Genomic DNA, 17,051 nt, shown 5'->3' with positions numbered 1-17,051 from the left:
AGATGGAAAAAAGGCGCGGCCCCGTGAAAGCCGCGCCTTCCGTTTACTGAGTCACCACAATCTTGCCGATCATCTGCGGATGCAGCACGCAGAAATACTCGTACTCACCCGGCGTATTGAACACCCAGGAAAAACTGTCGTTAGTGTCCAGCGCCCCCGAGCGAAACACCTTGTGGGTTTCAGCCACCGTGTGCGGGATCTGATCGTCATTGACCCACGTCACTTTGGTGCCCACGGCCACGGTCAAGTCCCTGGGGCCGAACATGAATTCCTTGATGTCGACCTTTACTTCCTGTGCCCATACCGGCATCGACAAAAACAGGCAAAGCACTGCCAACAGTCGCGCTTTCATCAGCTCGCCCTCCCCTGAACCAGTGTCGAATCGATCAGCGCCAACGGATGATCGCCCTGTGTGGCCCGCACCTCGGTGATCCCCAGATAGTTGCGCAACTGATCCGCCGCCACGCTCATCGGCCCCGGCGACGGTGCAGCGCCCGGTGCCGGTTGCGGATAGGCCGTACCACGGGCGGTGTGGAAGGTGATGTTGCCTTCGACCTTCTGGATCACCTGATGGATGTGCCCGTTCAGCACCGTCACCGAGCCGTACTTGCGCAGCATCGCAATTGCCTGGTCGCCGTCCTCGGTGCCCCAGCCCCAGGGCTGATAGATGGTCCACAACGGAATGTGGGTGAACACCACGATCGGCGTACTGGTCGATACCGCACGCAAATCATCGGCCAGCCACGCCAGTTGATCGGCGCCGAGGTTGGCTTCATGTCCGGCCTGGAAGTTGAAGACATTCACCAGCGCGATGAAATGCACGCCATGGTCATCGAAGCTGTACCAGCCGTTGCCTTTGGTGCCTTTGCCGTAGCGCTCCAGATAGAGCTTGCCGCCACCCTCATCGAGGGTGTCGTGTTCACCGGGGGTGTAATGCACGGTGGACGGCAGGCCTTTGAGCACCTGCGCTGCGGTGTCGAACTCCTCAGGCTTCGACAAGTGCGTGATGTCGCCGGTGTGCAGGATCAGCGAAGGTCTTTTCGGCAACGCGATGACCTTGTCGATCGCCACTTGCAGGGTCTTCACCGGCTCAGGATTGGCTTCCTTGTTGAAGCCGATGTGCGAGTCACTGATCTGCACGAAATGAAAGGTGCTGGCCATCGCTTCGGGATCGCTGACCTTACCCGCCTCATCTATCGCAAAGGCTCTGGGAATGCCGCCGCTCAGGGCCCAGAGGACTCCGGCCCCGGCCCACGCCGAACACTTGAGCAGCGTTCGCCGGTCCGGGTTGCTCGGCAAGCCGTCGGTGCGCAGTGGATGTTTTGTTTGATTGTCCATCGGTAGGTCCTCGCTGGCGGACTACAGTGATGTAGCTGACACCAGAGAGAACTTTGTGGCCCGGGCATTTATTCCACGCCGCAAAACAAATTCTTTTCAGGGAATAAAACACCACGCATCACGGTTATAGGGGTGTGACGGTGCGGAAGCCACTATGAATCGATTCGAGGAGCTGATTGCGCCGCATCTGGACGCGGCTTACAACCTCGCGCGCTGGGTCACGGGCAGTGACAGTGCCGCACGGGACGTGGTGCAGGAAAGTGCCCTGCGTGCTTTCCGGTTTTTGCAGCGTTTCGCCGACGGCAATGCCAAGGCCTGGTTCCTGACCATCGTGCGCAACGAAAGCTACACCTGGCTCAAGGCCTCGGCCGGGCGCCACTGGGTCGCTTTCGATGACGAGATCGAAAAGAACGAAAGTGCCCTGAGCCACAGCCAGACGCCGGAACTGCTGGCCATTCATACGGAAAACGCGGCGTTGCTCCAGCAGGCTCTGAGCGCCTTGCCGCCAGCCTTTCGCGAGGTCATTGTGCTCAAGGAACTCGAAAACCTGCCTTACAAGGACATTGCGCTGGTGGTCGACATTCCCATTGGCACCGTCATGTCCAGGCTGGCCCGGGCCCGGGCGATGCTCAAGCTCGAATTACTGAAGTTGTACGACCATGAATGAATTCGACTGCACGGTTTGCCAGACACGACTGCAGGGTTATCTGGATCAGGAGCTCGATCCGGCAACAGCTGCGGATGTCACGGCGCATCTGGCCACCTGCGCAGACTGTGCGCGGCTGCATGATGAGGCGAAACTGTTGAAGGTCAGCGTGAAGCGCCAAGCACCGTATTACTCCGCGCCGGCATCGCTGACGGCCAGCGTGCTTGCTGCCGTTGCGCCGGCTCCGCCGAGCCCGTTCGAGCGATGGCGAAAATGGCTCGCCCCGGCATTTTCCACTGCCGCTCTGGCCTTGGCGATGGTGCTTTACGTGGCAACGCCGGGCAGCGAACAGCCATTGATGGACGAAGCGGTTTCCAGCCATGTGCGCTCGTTGATGGGTGCTCATCTGAATGATGTGGTGTCGTCCGACCGTCATACCGTCAAACCCTGGTTCACCGGCAAACTCGACTTCTCGCCGCCGGTGGTCGACTATTCGGCGCAGGGCTTTCCACTGCTCGGCGGGCGGCTGGATTATCTGCAGCACCAGACAACCGCAGCGCTGAGTTACGGTCGGGCCAAACACATCATCAATGTGTTCATTCTGCCGATGACAGACGCCGACAAACCCACGCAGAGCCAGTCGATTCGCGGTTTCAATGTGATCTCCTGGCAGATCAATCACATGCGTTTCGTGCTCGTTTCCGATGTAGAGAAAGGCGAGCTGGAGGCGTTCGCTCAATTACTCAGGAACGGTGTTTGAGAAGACGTATCGCCTCCGTCAGCGACAGGCTCGTTTCAAGGTTTCACTCGGCAGCTCATTGAACAAGGTGCGGTAGCTGTTGGAAAACCGCCCCAGGTGCCAGAACGACCAGTTCATCGCCACCTCGGCCACAGTCGTTTCATGGGATGAACGATTGAGCAACTCACGACGGGCACTGTTGAGCCGACGCAGGCGCAGCCATTGGGTCGGCGACAAACCGGTGTAGGCCTTGAACGTCTGCTGCAACTGGCGCAACGACACCCCGGCCACCTGGGCCAGCTCCAGCAGGTTGAGGGTTTCTTCCGGCGAGTCCGCCGCCCACTCCCCCACCCGTTTCATGGTCTGCCGCTCTTGCGTGCGACGCTGCAAACCATCGTTATCCAGACACACCCGGGCGTTATCGAGGATGAACAGGCAGTCCTCCAGCAGCTGCTGGGTCAAAGTCTCTTTGCTTGGCTGATCCGGGGCTTGCGACAACTTTGTGAGCGTCGAACTCAACCAGCGGCTGAACAGCGCGTTCTGCGCGCCGTTGAGGGGGGCCATGAACAGCCCTTCCAGCCGGGCCACGTCGAGGCCGTTGCGCCGGACGAATTCCGGGCCGAACACCACGGCGATTTCCTGGTAGTTCTCCGGGGTGATCCAGATGTTGCGGCTCTCTTCGTTCAGCAGATAGAGCGCGTTGTCACTGCGATCGAAACAGAACGCCAGGGCACCCGACGGCGCACTGAAATTCTGCTCGACCCGGGTGTTCATCTGTTCTTCGTAGACCTCCACACCCTGCAAATCCAGATAGCGGATCCGCCCGGCGAAATGCCCCGGCGACATCTGCTGGTAATGCTGGACCCAGCCCGGTGTCGCACGGATCTGCTCGGCGACATCGGCGGTGTTGAAGGCTTGAACCTGTAGCGGATTACACGTCGTCATGGGAGACCTTGCGCACTCTTTTGGTGCGCTTTGGTGCTGCTGAAAGTGGATAGATCGAACGGCAAGGCCCGCCCAAGATAGTCGTCAACGCGCCACAGGGGAAGCCTGCGAAAGATGAAATCGCACTTCCCCCGCGTCAATGAAACCAACGACGAGGTCTTTATGAATGCCCCTTTCGATCAGCTGTTCACGTGGCTGAAAGATCACAAGATTACCGAAGTGGAATGCGTGGTCAGCGACCTGACCGGCATCGCCCGCGGCAAGATTGCACCGACCAACAAGTTCCTGCATGAGCGAGGCATGCGCCTGCCGGAAAGTGTGCTGCTGCAAACGGTAACCGGGGATTTTGTCGACGACGACATCTACTACGACCTGCTCGACCCGGCCGACATCGACATGGTCTGCAAACCGGTGAGCGACGCGGTGTACGTGGTGCCATGGGCCATCGAGCCGACGGCCATCGTGATTCACGACACGTTCGACAAGTTCGGCAATCCGATCGAACTGTCGCCGCGCAACGTACTGAAAAAGGTCCTGCAACTCTATACCGACAAAGGCTGGAAGCCGATCGTTGCGCCGGAAATGGAGTTCTACCTGACCCAGCGCTGCGAAGACCCGGACCTGCCGTTGAAGGCACCGCTGGGCCGTTCCGGTCGCGCCGAAAGCGGTCGGCAGTCGTTCTCCATCGACGCCGCCAACGAATTCGATCCGCTGTTCGAAGACGTCTACGACTGGTGCGAACTGCAGGGCCTGGATCTGGACACGTTGATTCACGAAGACGGCCCGGCGCAGATGGAAATCAACTTCCGTCACGGCGACGCGCTGGATCTGGCCGACCAGATCACCGTGTTCAAGCGCACCCTGCGTGAAGCCGCACTCAAGCACAACGTGACTGCGACCTTCATGGCCAAGCCGATTGGCGATGAGCCCGGCAGCGCCATGCACCTGCACCAGAGCGTGGTGGAAATCGCCACCGGCAAGCCGATTTTCGCCAACGCCGACGGCAGCATGAGCGACCTGTTCCGTCATCACATCGGCGGTCTGCAAAAGCTGATCCCGAAAGTGCTGCCGATGTTCGCGCCGAACGTCAACTCGTTCCGCCGCTTCCTGCCGGACACCTCGGCGCCGGTCAACGTCGAATGGGGCGAGGAAAACCGCACGGTCGGCCTGCGGGTTCCGACGTCCGGGCCTGAGGCGATGCGCGTGGAAAACCGCTTGCCCGGCGCCGACGCCAACCCGTACCTGGCGATTGCCGCGAGCCTGCTGTGTGGCTACATCGGCATGGTCGAGGGCATCGAACCGAGCGCTGCCGTCGAAGGCCGCGCCTACGAGCGCCGCAACCTGCGCCTGCCGATCACCATCGAAGAAGCCCTGACCCAGATGGAAGAATGCGACACCGTCGCCGAGTACCTGGGCAGCAAGTTCGTGCGTGGCTACGTGGCGGTGAAACGTGCCGAGCATGAAAACTTCAAGCGCGTGATCAGTTCCTGGGAGCGTGAGTTCCTGTTGCTGAGCGTTTGAGACCTTCACTCCTCCCTGTGGGAGCGAGCTTGCTCGCGAATGGGCCAGTTCAGTTAACGAAGACGGCGACTGACACACCGCTTTCGCGAGCAAGCTCGCTCCCACAAGGAAGCAACCCATCACCTGAAAAATCCAATAATTCGAAGAGGTGTCGCCATGCGTCTGTTGAAATCCCTGATCCCCGCCGCTCTGGCTTTGGCTTGCAGCGCCGGTGCGCAAGCCCAGCCCCAGGTCAGCGTCTATAACTGGACCGATTACATCGGCGAAACCACCCTCGCCGACTTTCAGGCCGGCAGTGGCATCAAGGTGATCTACGACGTCTTCGACTCCAACGAAACCCTCGAAGGCAAACTGCTCGCCGGTCGCACCGGTTACGACGTGGTGGTGCCGTCCAACCACTTTCTCGCCCGTCAGGTTAAGGCAGGTGCGTTCCTCAAACTGGACCGTTCGCAACTGCCGAACTGGAAAAACCTCGACCCGAAACTGCTGGCATTGCTTGAGAAAAACGATCCGGGCAACCAGCACTCAGTGCCGTATCTGTGGGGCACCAACGGCATCGGCTATAACGTCGACAAGGTCAAGCAGGTGCTGGGCGTCGACCACATCGATTCCTGGGCGGTGCTGTTCGAACCGGAGAACCTGAAAAAACTCACCCAGTGCGGCGTGTCGATGATGGACTCGGCGGACGAAGTGTTCCCGGCGATTCTCAACTACATGGGCATGGACCCGCGCAGCGAGAACCCGGAGGACTTCAAGAAGGCCGAGGCCAAGCTTTTGAGCATCCGCCCGTACATCACCTACTTCCATTCCTCGAAATACGTGACCGACCTGGCCAACGGCGACATCTGCGTGGCGTTCGGTTATTCCGGCGACGTGTTTCAGGCCGCCAACCGCGCCAGGGAAGCGAAGAACGGCGTGAACATTGCCTACGCGATTCCCAAGGAAGGCGCGAACCTGTGGTTCGACCTGCTGGCCATTCCGGCCGACGCGACCAACACCCAAGAGGCTCACGCGTTCATCAACTACCTGCTCGATCCGCAAGTGATTGCCAAAGTCAGCGCCCAGGTCGGTTACGCCAACCCGAACCCTGCGGCCAAGCCATACATGGATGTGGCACTGGTCAGCAATCCAGAGGTGTATCCGCCTCAGGAGGTGCTCGACAAGCTCTATATTTCCACCACCCCGCCCCAGTCGATCATGCGTCTGATGACCCGTTCCTGGAGCAAAGTGAAGTCGAACAAATGAATCAGTACACCCAGGAACACACACGCTCCTACTACGCCGCTTCGGCCCGTTCGAGCGCGCGCTACCCTGCGCTGGACGCCGACCTGACCGTCGATGTCTGCGTGATCGGCGGCGGTTTCACCGGCGTCAACACCGCCATCGAACTGGCACAGCGCGGCCTCTCGGTGGTCTTGCTCGAAGGGCGACGTATCGGCTGGGGCGCCAGCGGGCGCAATGGCGGTCAGTTGATCCGCGGCATTGGCCATGAAGTCGAAGGTTTTTCCCGCTACGTCGGCACCGAAGGCGTGCGCTACCTGCAACAGGCCGGCGTCGACTCGGTGGAGCTGGTGCGCCGACGCATCGAAGACAACGGCATCGAATGCGACCTGCGCTGGGGCTTCTGTGAACTGGCCAACACCCCGACGCAATTCGAGGCATTCAAGGCTGAACAGGACAGTCTGGCAGCTTCGGGTTATGCCCACGAAACACGGCTGGTCAGCCCTGAAGACATGCGTCGCCAGGTCGTCGATTCGGGTGTCTATAAGGGCGGTCTGATCGACATGGGTTCGGGCCACCTGCACCCGCTCGATCTGGTTCAGGGCGAGGCCCGGCTCGCGGCATCACTCGGCGTGCGGATCTTCGAACAGAGCCCGGTGCTGGAAATCATCCACGGTGCGACGGTACAAGTGCGCTGCGCCTCGGGCACGGTGCATGCCGGCAGTCTGGTGCTCGGTTGCAACGCACATCTGGATGAACTCGAGCAACGGCTCAGCGGCAAAGTCCTGCCGGCGGGCAGCTACATCATCGCCACCGAACCGTTGTCGAAGGCGCGGGCCGACCAACTGATCCCGCAAAACCTGGCGCTCTGCGACCAGAAAGTCGGCCTCGACTATTACCGGCTCTCGGCAGACCGCCGGCTGTTGTTCGGCGGTGCCTGCCATTATTCCGGTCGGGATCCGTCGGACATCGCTGCCTACATGCGACCGAAAATGCTCAAGGTTTTCCCGCAGCTGGCGGATGTACGCATCGACTATCAATGGGGCGGCAAGATCGGCATCACCGCCAATCGCTTCCCGCAGGTCGGGCGACTCAAACAGCACCCGAACGTGTTCTACGCCCAGGGGTATTCCGGACATGGCCTGAACGTCACGCACTGGTGCGCAAAGCTGCTGGGCGAAGCGATTCATGCCGGTCACAGTCAGGGCATGGACGTGTTCAGCGGCGTGCCGCACATGACGTTCCCGGGCGGCCCTGCGTTGCGCTCGCCGCTGCTGGCACTGGGGATGTTCTGGTATCGCCTGCGGGAAATGCTGGGCTGAGGCCGGCCGATTTGCTCTATCGCAAAGCACTTCTATATTGATGAAGTGCTTTTGCGTTCCTGACGCTCAGTGCCCAACACACTCTGGAGGTCATGGATGGAGTCGTCAGCCGCCGACAAACCGCAGGCACCCGGCCAGGCCCCGATCAAGACTCGGCGTTTCAGCATTTCGCTGGTGTGGATCGTGCCGATTGTCGCGGTGCTGGTGGGCATTTCGCTGGTGGTGCACAACCTGATGCAGGAAGGCCCGACCATCGTCGTCACCTTCAAGACCGGCAGCGGCCTGACCGCCAACAAGACCGAAGTCAAATACCGCAACGTGGTGGTCGGCCATGTCTCGGACGTCGAGCTGAGCGACGATCAGAAGAGCGTCAACGCCACGATCAAACTGGCCAAACAGGCCGAAACCTTTACCCGCGAAGACTCGAAATTCTGGGTGGTGCGCCCTCGCATCGGTGCCGGTGGCGTTTCGGGCATCGACACGTTGCTGTCCGGCGACTACATCGGTGCCGACATCGGCCAGTCAGGTTCACGCGCCAAATACTTCAAGGGCCTGGAAAACCCGCCACCGATCACCTACGGCGAGCCGGGCAAACGCTTCAACCTGCACACCCAGGACCTGGGGTCGCTGGATATCGGTTCACCGGTCTATTACCGCAAGATCCCGGTCGGTCAGGTGGTGGCCTATGCCCTGGATGGCGATGGCAAAGGGGTGAATATCGAAGTGTTCATTCATGCGCCGAACGATGCCTTCGTCACCGAAAACACCCGTTTCTGGAATGCCAGCGGCATTGACGTCAATGTCGGCGCCAATGGCTTTGCCGTGAAAACCGAATCGCTTTCAACCTTGCTGATCGGCGGCATCGCGTTTCGCGCTCCGGACTACAGTCCCAACGACGTCGCCGCCGCCGAAGAAAAGACGTTCGACCTGTTCGAAGACCAGCAGACCGCCCTCGCCCCGCCTGCCGGCAAGCCGCAGTACCTGAGCCTGCGTTTCGATCAGTCGATGCGCGGCCTCAAGGTCGATGCGCCGGTGGAATTCCTCGGTATGGAAATCGGCCGGGTGGTGAGCGTCAACCTGGACTACGACGAGAAGAAACGCAGCTTCCCGGTGAGTGTCGGCATCGTGATCTACCCGCAACGCCTCGGCCGGGCCCACGAAAAAATGCTCAAGGTGCTCAATCACAATCCGGATGACGAAGCGGCCGCTGTACGCCTGATCGGCACGTTCGTCGACAACGGCCTGCGCGCCCAGGCCCGTAGCGGCAACCTCTTGACCGGTCAGCTGTACATCGCGCTGGATTTCTTCCCCAAGGCCGAAAAGGTCGCGTTTGACCCGACCGCTCGCCCGATTGTCATTCCGACCATTCCCGGCAGCCTCGAACAGTTGCAGGAAAAACTCGAAGCCATGGTCGACAAGCTCAACAAACTGCCAGTGGAGCGTATTGCCGGCAATCTGGACGGCAACCTCGTGGAATTGCGCAAAAGCCTGACCCAGTTCAATGCCAAGACCCTGCCGAGCGTGCAAAACACCCTGGCCGACGTCAGCAAGACCCTGCAATCGGCCAATTCGACCCTGGCCGAAGATTCGCCGCAGCGGGAAAAGCTCACCCAGACCCTCGACGAACTCGGGCGCATGTCGCGCTCGTTGCGTGAACTGTCGGATTACCTCGGTCGCCATCCGGAATCGCTGATTCGCGGTCGCCCCGACAACGCTGCGCCGCTGGATCTCAAGGGACCGCCGCGCAATTGAGCACAGGAGCCTTGCCATGGCTTTACCGCTGAAGTTCACCGTGCTCGCTGCGTGCCTGCTGCTGGGTGCGTGTCGCAGTGACCCGATCAGCTTCCACACCTTGACCCCGGCACAACCGACGCCCGGACGATCAGGGCAGGACATCGCAATTGAAAGCATCAGCGTGCCGCCCCAGGTTGACCGCCCGCAAATCGTTATCCGTCAGGGCAACAGCGGGCTGGCGATTCTCGAAACCCAGTGGTGGGCGGCGAGCCTGAGCGACGAGCTGCGCAGTGCGCTGGTGGATCAACTGAGCAATGCGGGCGTTGCGCACAAGACGTCGGTGCGCATTGATGTGCAACGCTTCGATTCGGTGCCCGGACAATACGGGCTGATGGACGTGAAATGGCGTCTGCGCCCGGCCAATGCGGGCGACACCGGTTTGATGACCTGCCGCTCGATCCTGCAGACCCCGTCCGGAGGGAGCATCGACGATCTGGTGATCGCTCAGCAGAACAACGTCAAACGCCTCGCCGCGCTGATCCGTCAGGCCGCCGGTGAAATGCGGGGCTGTCCATCCTCATCCTGAGCCGGTTTCAATTCCACGCTGAAGCGGCTGCCACTGGACTGGCCGCTGCTCAAATGCACCCGCCAGTGCTGGCGCTTGCAGATCCGCTGCACGAGTGACAACCCCAGACCAAGGCCCTCTCCCCGCCCCTCGTCGCCGCGTACGAACGGCTGGAACACGGTATGACGCTGCTCTTCTGGAATGCCGATGCCGCTGTCCTCCACCACAAAACCGTTGGAGGTCAGGGTCAGCCGGACAAACCCGTGATCGGTGTAATGCCAGGCATTGCGCAACAGGTTGCCCATCACCGATTGCAGGAACGTCAGGTTGAAGCGTTCCGGGCACGGCTGATGCACCTCGTAGAAAAACGCCAGACCTTTTTCCCGGATCAACCGGCCCCAGATTTCCGCCTGGGCGTCCGCCACTTCCTTGAGTGTCACACAGCGATCGTTGCCGGTATCGTCCTGCGCGCGGGCGAGCATCAGAAAGGTATCGACCAGTTGCCGCATCTCGTGGCTGGCCCGGGCGATACGGTTGACCTGCGCAGTGGAGCGGGCATCCAGCGACGGGTTGGCCAGCAGCAACTCGCAGGCACCGCACAGCACCATCAACGGCGTGCGCAGTTCATGGCTGACGTCACTGGTGAAGAGCTTTTCGCGGCTCAGGGTTTCACGCAGGCGCCCCAAGGTCTGGTCGAACGAAAGCGCCAGTTCCCCCACTTCATCGGCTGCATAATCCGGGTGCAACGGCGGCGCCAGAACCAGCAGTTGATCGCGGTGGCGCACCTGACGCGCCAGACGAATGACCGGCGCCATGACCCGCCGCGCCAGCAATCGGCCGAGCACGAGCGCCAGCAGTATGCTCAGGACGACACCCACGGTCACCACGATGAACAACAGCCGCTCACGCTGTTCGAGGCTTTCCTGATCGCGCAACAACACATATTTGCGCCCGCCGACTACTTCGACCATGGCGAAGAAGTCATCGCCATTGAAACGGATTTCCTGAAAACCGGGCAAAAGTGCCGCCAGCGAAGGAATGAGGGCCATGGGACCGGGTCCTCCTTCGAAGAAAAACAGTTCGCCTTTCTCCGGTTGATGACTCCAGCGATCAATGTCTTCCATCGCCAGCAAGCGGTGCAGACCGCCACTCAGGGAGCTGCTGGCCAGCCTGTGTTCGACCACATGAACGGCGGCCACGATGCCCAGCGCAAAGACCCCGGCCACCAGGGCACTCATCAAAGCGAACACGATGACGATCCGTTTCGTCAGGCTTTGCTTGAGATCCATTCGGGTCGATGACTCCACGGCTGATTGCAGACTTCACGGTCAAGAACAGGCGAAGACCGCGACATTGACCGAACCTGCGCAGCTTCACCGCAAACATGAACATTTGTTAAGACTGGCCGGCAAAAAAAGGGTATTTGAGTCTGGTTATCAAACACCCGATTAGTTGCGACTTTTCGACGCTCGCGAAATTTTCACATGTTCTTCACTACCCCCCGACGTGCATGAACGTAATGTTCAGCCATTATTCAAGTACATAACTATAAAAGTTGGTTAAATCGCCGGCCCAACTCGCCTGCGACGTCAAGGGGCATGCCGTGGAGCGACAGATGCAATTAACTGCGACATATAAACAGCGCCGCACGTCTGGACTTGGAAAACTGTTGACCGGCATCGGCGTAGTAGCCGCGATTGCACTGGTCAGTGGTTTCGTCTGGGTGACCCGTTCGCCCATGGATCTTGGTCAGGCCGGCAAGGCCGCACGCGCCGACTGGACCCGGGCCTGGCAGGCTGGCGAAGTCGTGGCGCTGGTGCGTCATGCCGAACGTTGCGACCGCTCCGGTAACCTTTGCATGGGCCCGGCCGATGGCATCACTCAGGTCGGCAATGACGCTGCAGTGCAGGTGGGCAAAGGCTTCATGGGCCTGGGCATGCAGCAGGCACAGGTGTTTACCAGCCCGCTGACCCGTACCGAGCAGACGGCCCGTGCCATGTTCGGTCAGGACGCTACCGCCCAGACCTGGCTCGAATCCTGTGGTTCTTCGCTGCGCAACGACGTGGTGGCGCACAAGGTTGCCAAGCGTAATCTGGTGCTGGTGACCCACAGTGGCTGCATCAGCGATTTTGAAAAACAGACCGGTTTTCCTCACGCCGTCGCCGCCGAATACGGCAGTACTTTATTTGCCCGCATCGATGACAAAGGGCAACTTAAAGTACTGGGCATCATGAATGCCGATGCCTGGTCGCAATTCAATAGTCATTAATGCTTTAGTTGGGGCGGGCCGGCAAGGTTGCGTTTTTTTCAACTAGCCAAGTACGGACTTCATTAATTTGTAATGAAACATGTATCTGCCCCCGATTTACTGGACAACCGTTTTTTTTAAGCTTGGCTATAGTGCGAGAACTCCAGCCTGGAGGTTTGGCAGTTCTCTGGATACAGGAAATGCCCGTCGCCCGATCGCACACCTGCATTCATTCAACACGATGACCCGCCCGCTCAGGAACGCGCCGGGCAGGCCATCGACACAAGAACTTCGTTTGGCACCAAGGCTTTGTCATGACGTCTGAAAACAACCCGCTGCGCCACGCTGCCCGTCATTTTTCCCCCGCCACGACCTTCGAACGCTGGGCCATTCCCGGTCTGATTCTGGGCTTCGTGGTGTTTTATCTGTTGCCGCTGATGACCCACGGCCTGTGGATCCCCGATGAAACCCGCTACGGCCAGATCAGCCAGGAAATGCTGCTCAGCGGCAACTGGGTCGCACCGCATTTCATGGGCATCCGCTATTTCGAAAAGCCGATTGCCGGCTACTGGATGATTGCGATCGGCCAGGCGATCTTCGGCGACAACCTGTTCGGCGTGCGCATTGCGTCGGCGCTCAGCACCGGTGCCAGCGTCTGGCTGACCTACCTGATGGCACGCCGGTTGTGGAACAACCCGCGAATCAGTGCCGCCAGCGCCCTGCTTTATATGAGCTTCGGGCTGATTGCCGGTCAGGCCGGCTACGCCAACCTCGATCCGCAGTTCACTTTGTGGGTCAACCTGAGCATGGTCGCCGTGTGGTTTGCGATCGACAGCCAGACGCCTCGCGCTCGTCTGGGCGGCTGGGTGCTGCTCGGTGTCGCATGCGGCATGGGCCTGATGACCAAAGGGTTTCTGGCCCTGCTGCTGCCGGTGCTGATCGCTCTGCCTTACATGATCTGGCAGCGTCGCTTCGGCGAACTGGTGCGTTATGGGCTGGTCGCGGTGGTGGTCTGCACCCTCGTCAGCCTGCCATGGGTACTGGCTGTTCATTACCGCGAGCCTGACTTCTGGCGTTTCTTCTTCTGGCACGAACACATCCGCCGCTTTGCCGCCGGCGATGCGGCGCAACACGCCCGTCCATGGTGGTTCTACCTGCCGCTGCTGTTCGCCTCGACCCTGCCGTGGGCCCTGCTGCTGCCTTCGACGTTGCTGCGCATGTGGCGTGAAAAGCGTGATGCAAAAACCGCCTACCTGGCATTGTGGTTCCTGTTGCCATTGGCGTTTTTCAGCCTGAGCAGCGGCAAGTTGCCGACCTACATCATGCCGTGCCTGCTTCCGGTCGCCCTGCTGATGGGACAGACCGTGATCAACTGGCTGGATCAAAACAGTGGCCGCGCCCTGCGCCTGAACGGCGTGATCAACACCGTCATTGCCAGTGCTGCGCTGGTGGCACTGCTCTATCTGCAAGCGACGAAGGAAATCTACGAAAACACCGAGATGTTCAGCCTTTCACTGGCCTATATCGTGCTGGTGGGCTGGATCATCGTGAATGCCCTGCAAGTGCTGCGTCCGCTGACGCTGTGGGCGATGCCGGCGCTGGGTATCGGTCTGCTGGTGGCGTTGCTGCCGGCGGCCATGCCGGGGCAGATCGTCAACAGCAAGATGCCTGATCAGTTCATTGCCGAACATCAACAGGAACTCAGTGAAACCGCATCCCTGCTGAGCAACGACCTGGGCGCTGCCTCGGCGCTGGCATGGCGACTGAAACGTCCGCAGGTAGACCTTTACAACACCATCGGTGAACTGAAGTACGGCCTGGACGATCCGGCCATGGAGGCCCGTAAAGTCACCATGGAAAACGTCGGTCAATGGATGACCGAAGCCCGGAAAAAAGGCGCAGTGGGTGTGGTCTTGCGGGTCAACAGCACGCAGGAAGAGCAGGAAGTCGAATTGCTGCCGGTAGACGGCAAGCACTATCGTCGCGGCAACCTGCAGATCTTCATCTTCCCGCAGCGCCAGCCATGACCCTGCGCAATAGCGACCGGGGCGCCCTGCTGCTCCTGCTGGCGGCCAGCGCCCTGATGTTGCTGCTCGGTCTGGGCAGTCGCGAACTCTGGGGCGCGGAAACCCGTTGGGCCAACATCGCGTTGCAGATGATGCAGAGCGGCGATTACTTCGACCCGTACCTCAAGGGCGATCCCTATTACGACAAGCCGCTTTTGTCGTACTGGCTGATCACCGCGACCGCCTGGTTGACCGGCAGTCTGGATCACTGGTCGCTGCGCCTGTCTTCGGTGGTGTCCGCTTGGCTCAGCGTCTGGTTGGTGTATCTGCTGGGCGAGCAGTTGTTTCGCAAAGGCACGGGCCTGATCGCCGGCTGGATGCTGGCCACCACCTTCTATTTCGTGTTCTGGGCGCGGGTGGCCACAGCCGACATCCTCACGGTGTGCGGCGTGCTGGCAGCGGTCTGGTGGTACTGGCGCGGGCCGGAGGACACGCGGTTTTCGCGCTACCTGGTGTTCTGCGTGTTGCTGTCGCTGACGTCATTGTTCAAAGGCCTGATCGGTTTCGTCCTGCCCGGGCTGGTGCTGCTGCCGCACCTGCTGAATGAAGGCCGCTGGAAGCGTCATCTGAACCTGCGCCTGCTCGCGGCGCTGGTGATTGCCGGGGCGCTCTACATGACGCCATTCCTGCTGTCGCACCTCTACGGCGCGCCGAACTACGGGGAAAGCGGGCTGGGGCTGGTGTTGCGGGAAAACGTCGTGCGGTTTTTCCAGCCGTTCGACAACATCGGCCCGATCTACACCTATTTGCTGTACCTGCCGGTCTACACCCTGCCCTGGGCGCCGTGCTGGATCATCGCGCTGTGGGTGGCGGCGCGGAACTGGAAACACATCGAACCGGACACCCGCTGGCTGATACAGGGCCTGGGGTTGTTGATGCTGTTCTTCACCGCCAGCGGTAGCCGGCGCAGTTATTACGTGCTGCCGCTGGTGCCGTTCGCACAATTGCTTGGAGCCTGGTGGATCACCCGGCGCATGGCCGCTCGCAATGCCGTGAGCCCGTTTGGCGGGCGCGGCCTGAAAATCGGTTTCGCCGTGACCACGGTGTTGCTGCTGGGCATCCTCGGTGTGCTCTACCCCTGGACCAACAGCGGAGGCGGTGCGATCCGTTTCGGCGAAACCGTGCGCCTGCAAGCCAGCCAAAAGGCGCCGTTGAGTCAATGGCACTTCGTCATGGTCGAGGTGGACAACAAGGTTCCGATGTACCTGCAGACTGGTGGTGAGCCGTTCTACTACGTGCCGGAAACCCGTGATTTCCCTCGTGATGGCGACGCGGCGGCGATGTTCGAATGGCTGGAACGCACCAGCGGACGGCATTGGAATCCGCAACGGACGATCTTTGTCGCTCAGTACCGCACCGGCGATCCTGTTCCCCTTTCTCGGCTCGGTCGCGATCATCAAATCATCACGACCACCCCGACCCGCGGCGAACAGGTTTTCCATGGCCGCGAGGATCAAAGCGTCGCTTACCTCCCCAAAGACTCCTGAAAGACAACGCCGGGTTCGCCCGGCGTTCCCGCGCAGTGACTGCTAACCTGAATGGCAATGACATGTATTAACGGTTTGTTTGACGTTTTTTTCTCATTTGCCTCTCTACATTGCCAGCCAGCCAACATATGCAAATCATTCGCATTGAAGCTTTCCGGCGAATGCTCGCCCATAACGTCTAAAAAAACAGGAGCTGCTCCGTCATGAGTCCATCCGTTCCGTACTTTTTCAAGCACGCTGTTCTGGCGACCGCGCTGCTGGCAGCCGGCCAGGTGTTTGCCGCCGATTCCGTCGGCATCGTGGTCTACAACGCCCAGCACGAAACCCTGACCAAGGCCTGGGTTGCCGGCTTCACCGAAGAAACCGGGATCCCGGTCACGATCCGCAACGGCGACGACACGGAAATGGGTAATCAGCTGGTGCAGGAAGGCGCGGCATCCCCGGCGGACGTGTTCCTGACGGAAAACTCCCCGGCCATGGTGCTGGTGGACAATGCCAAACTGTTCGCCCCGGTGGCACCGGCCACGCTTGAACAAGTGGGTTCGGCCTATCGTCCGGCCCATGGCCAATGGGTCGGCATCGCCGCTCGCTCCACGGTATTCGTCTACAACCCGGCCAAATTGCCGGAGAAGGATCTGCCAAAATCCCTGATGGATCTGGCGAGCCCGGCATGGAAAGGTCGCTGGGCCGCCTCCCCTGCCGGGGCCGACTTCCAGGCCATCGTCGCCGCCGTGCTGGAGCAGAAAGGCGAAGCGGCCACTCTGGAATGGCTCAAGGGCATGAAAACCAACTTCACCGCCTACCGTGGCAACAGCTCGGTGCTCAAAGCGGTGAACGCCGGCCAGGTGGACAGCGGCGTGATCTATCACTATTACGCTTTCGTCGATCAGTCCAAGACCGGCGAAAACAGCAAGAACACCGCCCTGCACTACTTCAAGCATCAGGACCCGGGCGCGTTCGTGAGCATCTCCGGTGGTGGCGTGCTGAAGTCCAGCAAACACCAGGAAGAAGCGCAGAAATTCCTCCAGTACATTACCGGCAAGGAAGGTCAGGACGTGTTGCGCACCGGCAACTCCTTTGAATACGCCGTGGGCAAGGACGCGGCTTCCAACCCGAAACTGGTGCCGTTGAAGGATCTTGACGCGCCCAAAGTCGATGCGTCGAAGCTCGACAGCAAGAAAGCCGTCGAACTGATGACTCAGGCGGGACTGCTTTAATT

15 protein-coding genes are annotated in these 17,051 nt (G+C 60.3%); 11 read left to right on the top strand and 4 right to left on the bottom strand.

The features are described from left to right. Positions 1–43: 43 nt before the first annotated feature. On the bottom strand, positions 44–352 hold the full coding sequence (locus BBF94_RS01590) for a cupredoxin domain-containing protein (protein ID WP_065257304.1): 309 nt from the start codon (positions 350–352) through the stop codon (positions 44–46). Continuing rightward, positions 352–1,338 carry a metallophosphoesterase family protein gene (locus tag BBF94_RS01585; protein WP_065257303.1) on the bottom strand — a complete coding sequence of 329 codons (987 nt, stop codon included), beginning with the start codon at positions 1,336–1,338 and terminating at the stop codon, positions 352–354. The genes BBF94_RS01590 and BBF94_RS01585 overlap by 1 nt, the downstream gene beginning before the upstream one ends. A gap of 154 nt (positions 1,339–1,492) precedes the next feature. On the opposite strand from BBF94_RS01585, the gene BBF94_RS01580 reads away from it, so the two are divergent. Both BBF94_RS01580 and BBF94_RS01575 read left to right on the top strand, forming a co-directional pair. After that, the gene (locus BBF94_RS01580; RefSeq protein ID WP_065257302.1) at positions 1,493–2,005 is read left to right on the top strand and encodes a sigma-70 family RNA polymerase sigma factor; all 513 of its coding nucleotides are present in this window, start codon (positions 1,493–1,495) and stop codon (positions 2,003–2,005) included. Beyond that, positions 1,998–2,744 (top strand): anti-sigma factor family protein, encoded by a 747-nt coding sequence (locus BBF94_RS01575; RefSeq protein WP_065257301.1) that lies wholly within the window; start codon positions 1,998–2,000, stop codon positions 2,742–2,744. The genes BBF94_RS01580 and BBF94_RS01575 overlap by 8 nt, the downstream gene beginning before the upstream one ends. Positions 2,745–2,762: 18 nt before the next feature. On the opposite strand, the gene BBF94_RS01570 is transcribed toward BBF94_RS01575, so the two are convergent. Next, positions 2,763–3,668, bottom strand: coding sequence for a helix-turn-helix domain-containing protein (locus BBF94_RS01570; RefSeq protein WP_065257300.1), 906 nt, complete (start codon positions 3,666–3,668; stop codon positions 2,763–2,765). A 162-nt stretch (positions 3,669–3,830) separates the two neighbouring features. Between BBF94_RS01570 and BBF94_RS01565 the strand changes: the two genes are divergently transcribed. From BBF94_RS01565 to BBF94_RS01545, 5 genes are all read left to right on the top strand, one after another. Further along, the gene (locus tag BBF94_RS01565) at positions 3,831–5,189 is read left to right on the top strand and encodes a glutamine synthetase family protein (protein ID WP_065257395.1); all 1,359 of its coding nucleotides are present in this window, start codon (positions 3,831–3,833) and stop codon (positions 5,187–5,189) included. A gap of 156 nt (positions 5,190–5,345) precedes the next feature. Continuing rightward, a complete protein-coding gene (locus BBF94_RS01560) occupies positions 5,346–6,434 on the top strand; it encodes a polyamine ABC transporter substrate-binding protein (RefSeq protein ID WP_065257299.1) in 1,089 nt (362 codons plus the stop codon). Beyond that, on the top strand, positions 6,431–7,732 hold the full coding sequence (locus BBF94_RS01555) for an NAD(P)/FAD-dependent oxidoreductase (RefSeq protein WP_065257298.1): 1,302 nt from the start codon (positions 6,431–6,433) through the stop codon (positions 7,730–7,732). Before BBF94_RS01560 ends, BBF94_RS01555 begins: the two co-directional genes overlap by 4 nt. 96 nt (positions 7,733–7,828) lie before the next feature. After that, positions 7,829–9,484, top strand: coding sequence for a PqiB family protein (locus BBF94_RS01550; RefSeq protein ID WP_065257297.1), 1,656 nt, complete (start codon positions 7,829–7,831; stop codon positions 9,482–9,484). A gap of 16 nt (positions 9,485–9,500) precedes the next feature. Beyond that, positions 9,501–10,052, top strand: coding sequence for a PqiC family protein (locus tag BBF94_RS01545; RefSeq protein WP_065257296.1), 552 nt, complete (start codon positions 9,501–9,503; stop codon positions 10,050–10,052). On the opposite strand, the gene BBF94_RS01540 is transcribed toward BBF94_RS01545, so the two are convergent. Further along, the gene (locus tag BBF94_RS01540; RefSeq protein WP_065257295.1) at positions 10,010–11,320 is read right to left on the bottom strand and encodes a sensor histidine kinase; all 1,311 of its coding nucleotides are present in this window, start codon (positions 11,318–11,320) and stop codon (positions 10,010–10,012) included. The two genes, BBF94_RS01545 and BBF94_RS01540, sit on opposite strands and share 43 nt — an antisense overlap. A 326-nt stretch (positions 11,321–11,646) precedes the next feature. Between BBF94_RS01540 and pmrG the strand changes: the two genes are divergently transcribed. From pmrG to BBF94_RS01520, 4 genes are all read left to right on the top strand, one after another. After that, the gene (gene pmrG, locus BBF94_RS01535; RefSeq protein ID WP_065257294.1) at positions 11,647–12,300 is read left to right on the top strand and encodes a lipopolysaccharide core heptose(II)-phosphate phosphatase PmrG; all 654 of its coding nucleotides are present in this window, start codon (positions 11,647–11,649) and stop codon (positions 12,298–12,300) included. Between the two features lie 293 nt (positions 12,301–12,593). Then, a complete protein-coding gene (gene arnT, locus BBF94_RS01530; protein WP_065257293.1) occupies positions 12,594–14,306 on the top strand; it encodes a lipid IV(A) 4-amino-4-deoxy-L-arabinosyltransferase in 1,713 nt (570 codons plus the stop codon). Next, positions 14,303–15,832 carry an ArnT family glycosyltransferase gene (locus BBF94_RS01525; RefSeq protein WP_065257292.1) on the top strand — a complete coding sequence of 510 codons (1,530 nt, stop codon included), beginning with the start codon at positions 14,303–14,305 and terminating at the stop codon, positions 15,830–15,832. Before arnT ends, BBF94_RS01525 begins: the two co-directional genes overlap by 4 nt. Positions 15,833–16,035: 203 nt before the next feature. Continuing rightward, positions 16,036–17,049, top strand: coding sequence for an iron ABC transporter substrate-binding protein (locus BBF94_RS01520; protein WP_065257291.1), 1,014 nt, complete (start codon positions 16,036–16,038; stop codon positions 17,047–17,049). The last annotated feature ends 2 nt before the right edge of the window (positions 17,050–17,051 follow it).

The organism is Pseudomonas bananamidigenes (assembly GCF_001679645.1).
Lineage (GTDB): Bacteria > Pseudomonadota > Gammaproteobacteria > Pseudomonadales > Pseudomonadaceae > Aquipseudomonas > Aquipseudomonas bananamidigenes.
This window is presented reverse-complemented; position numbering and strand designations above follow the sequence as displayed.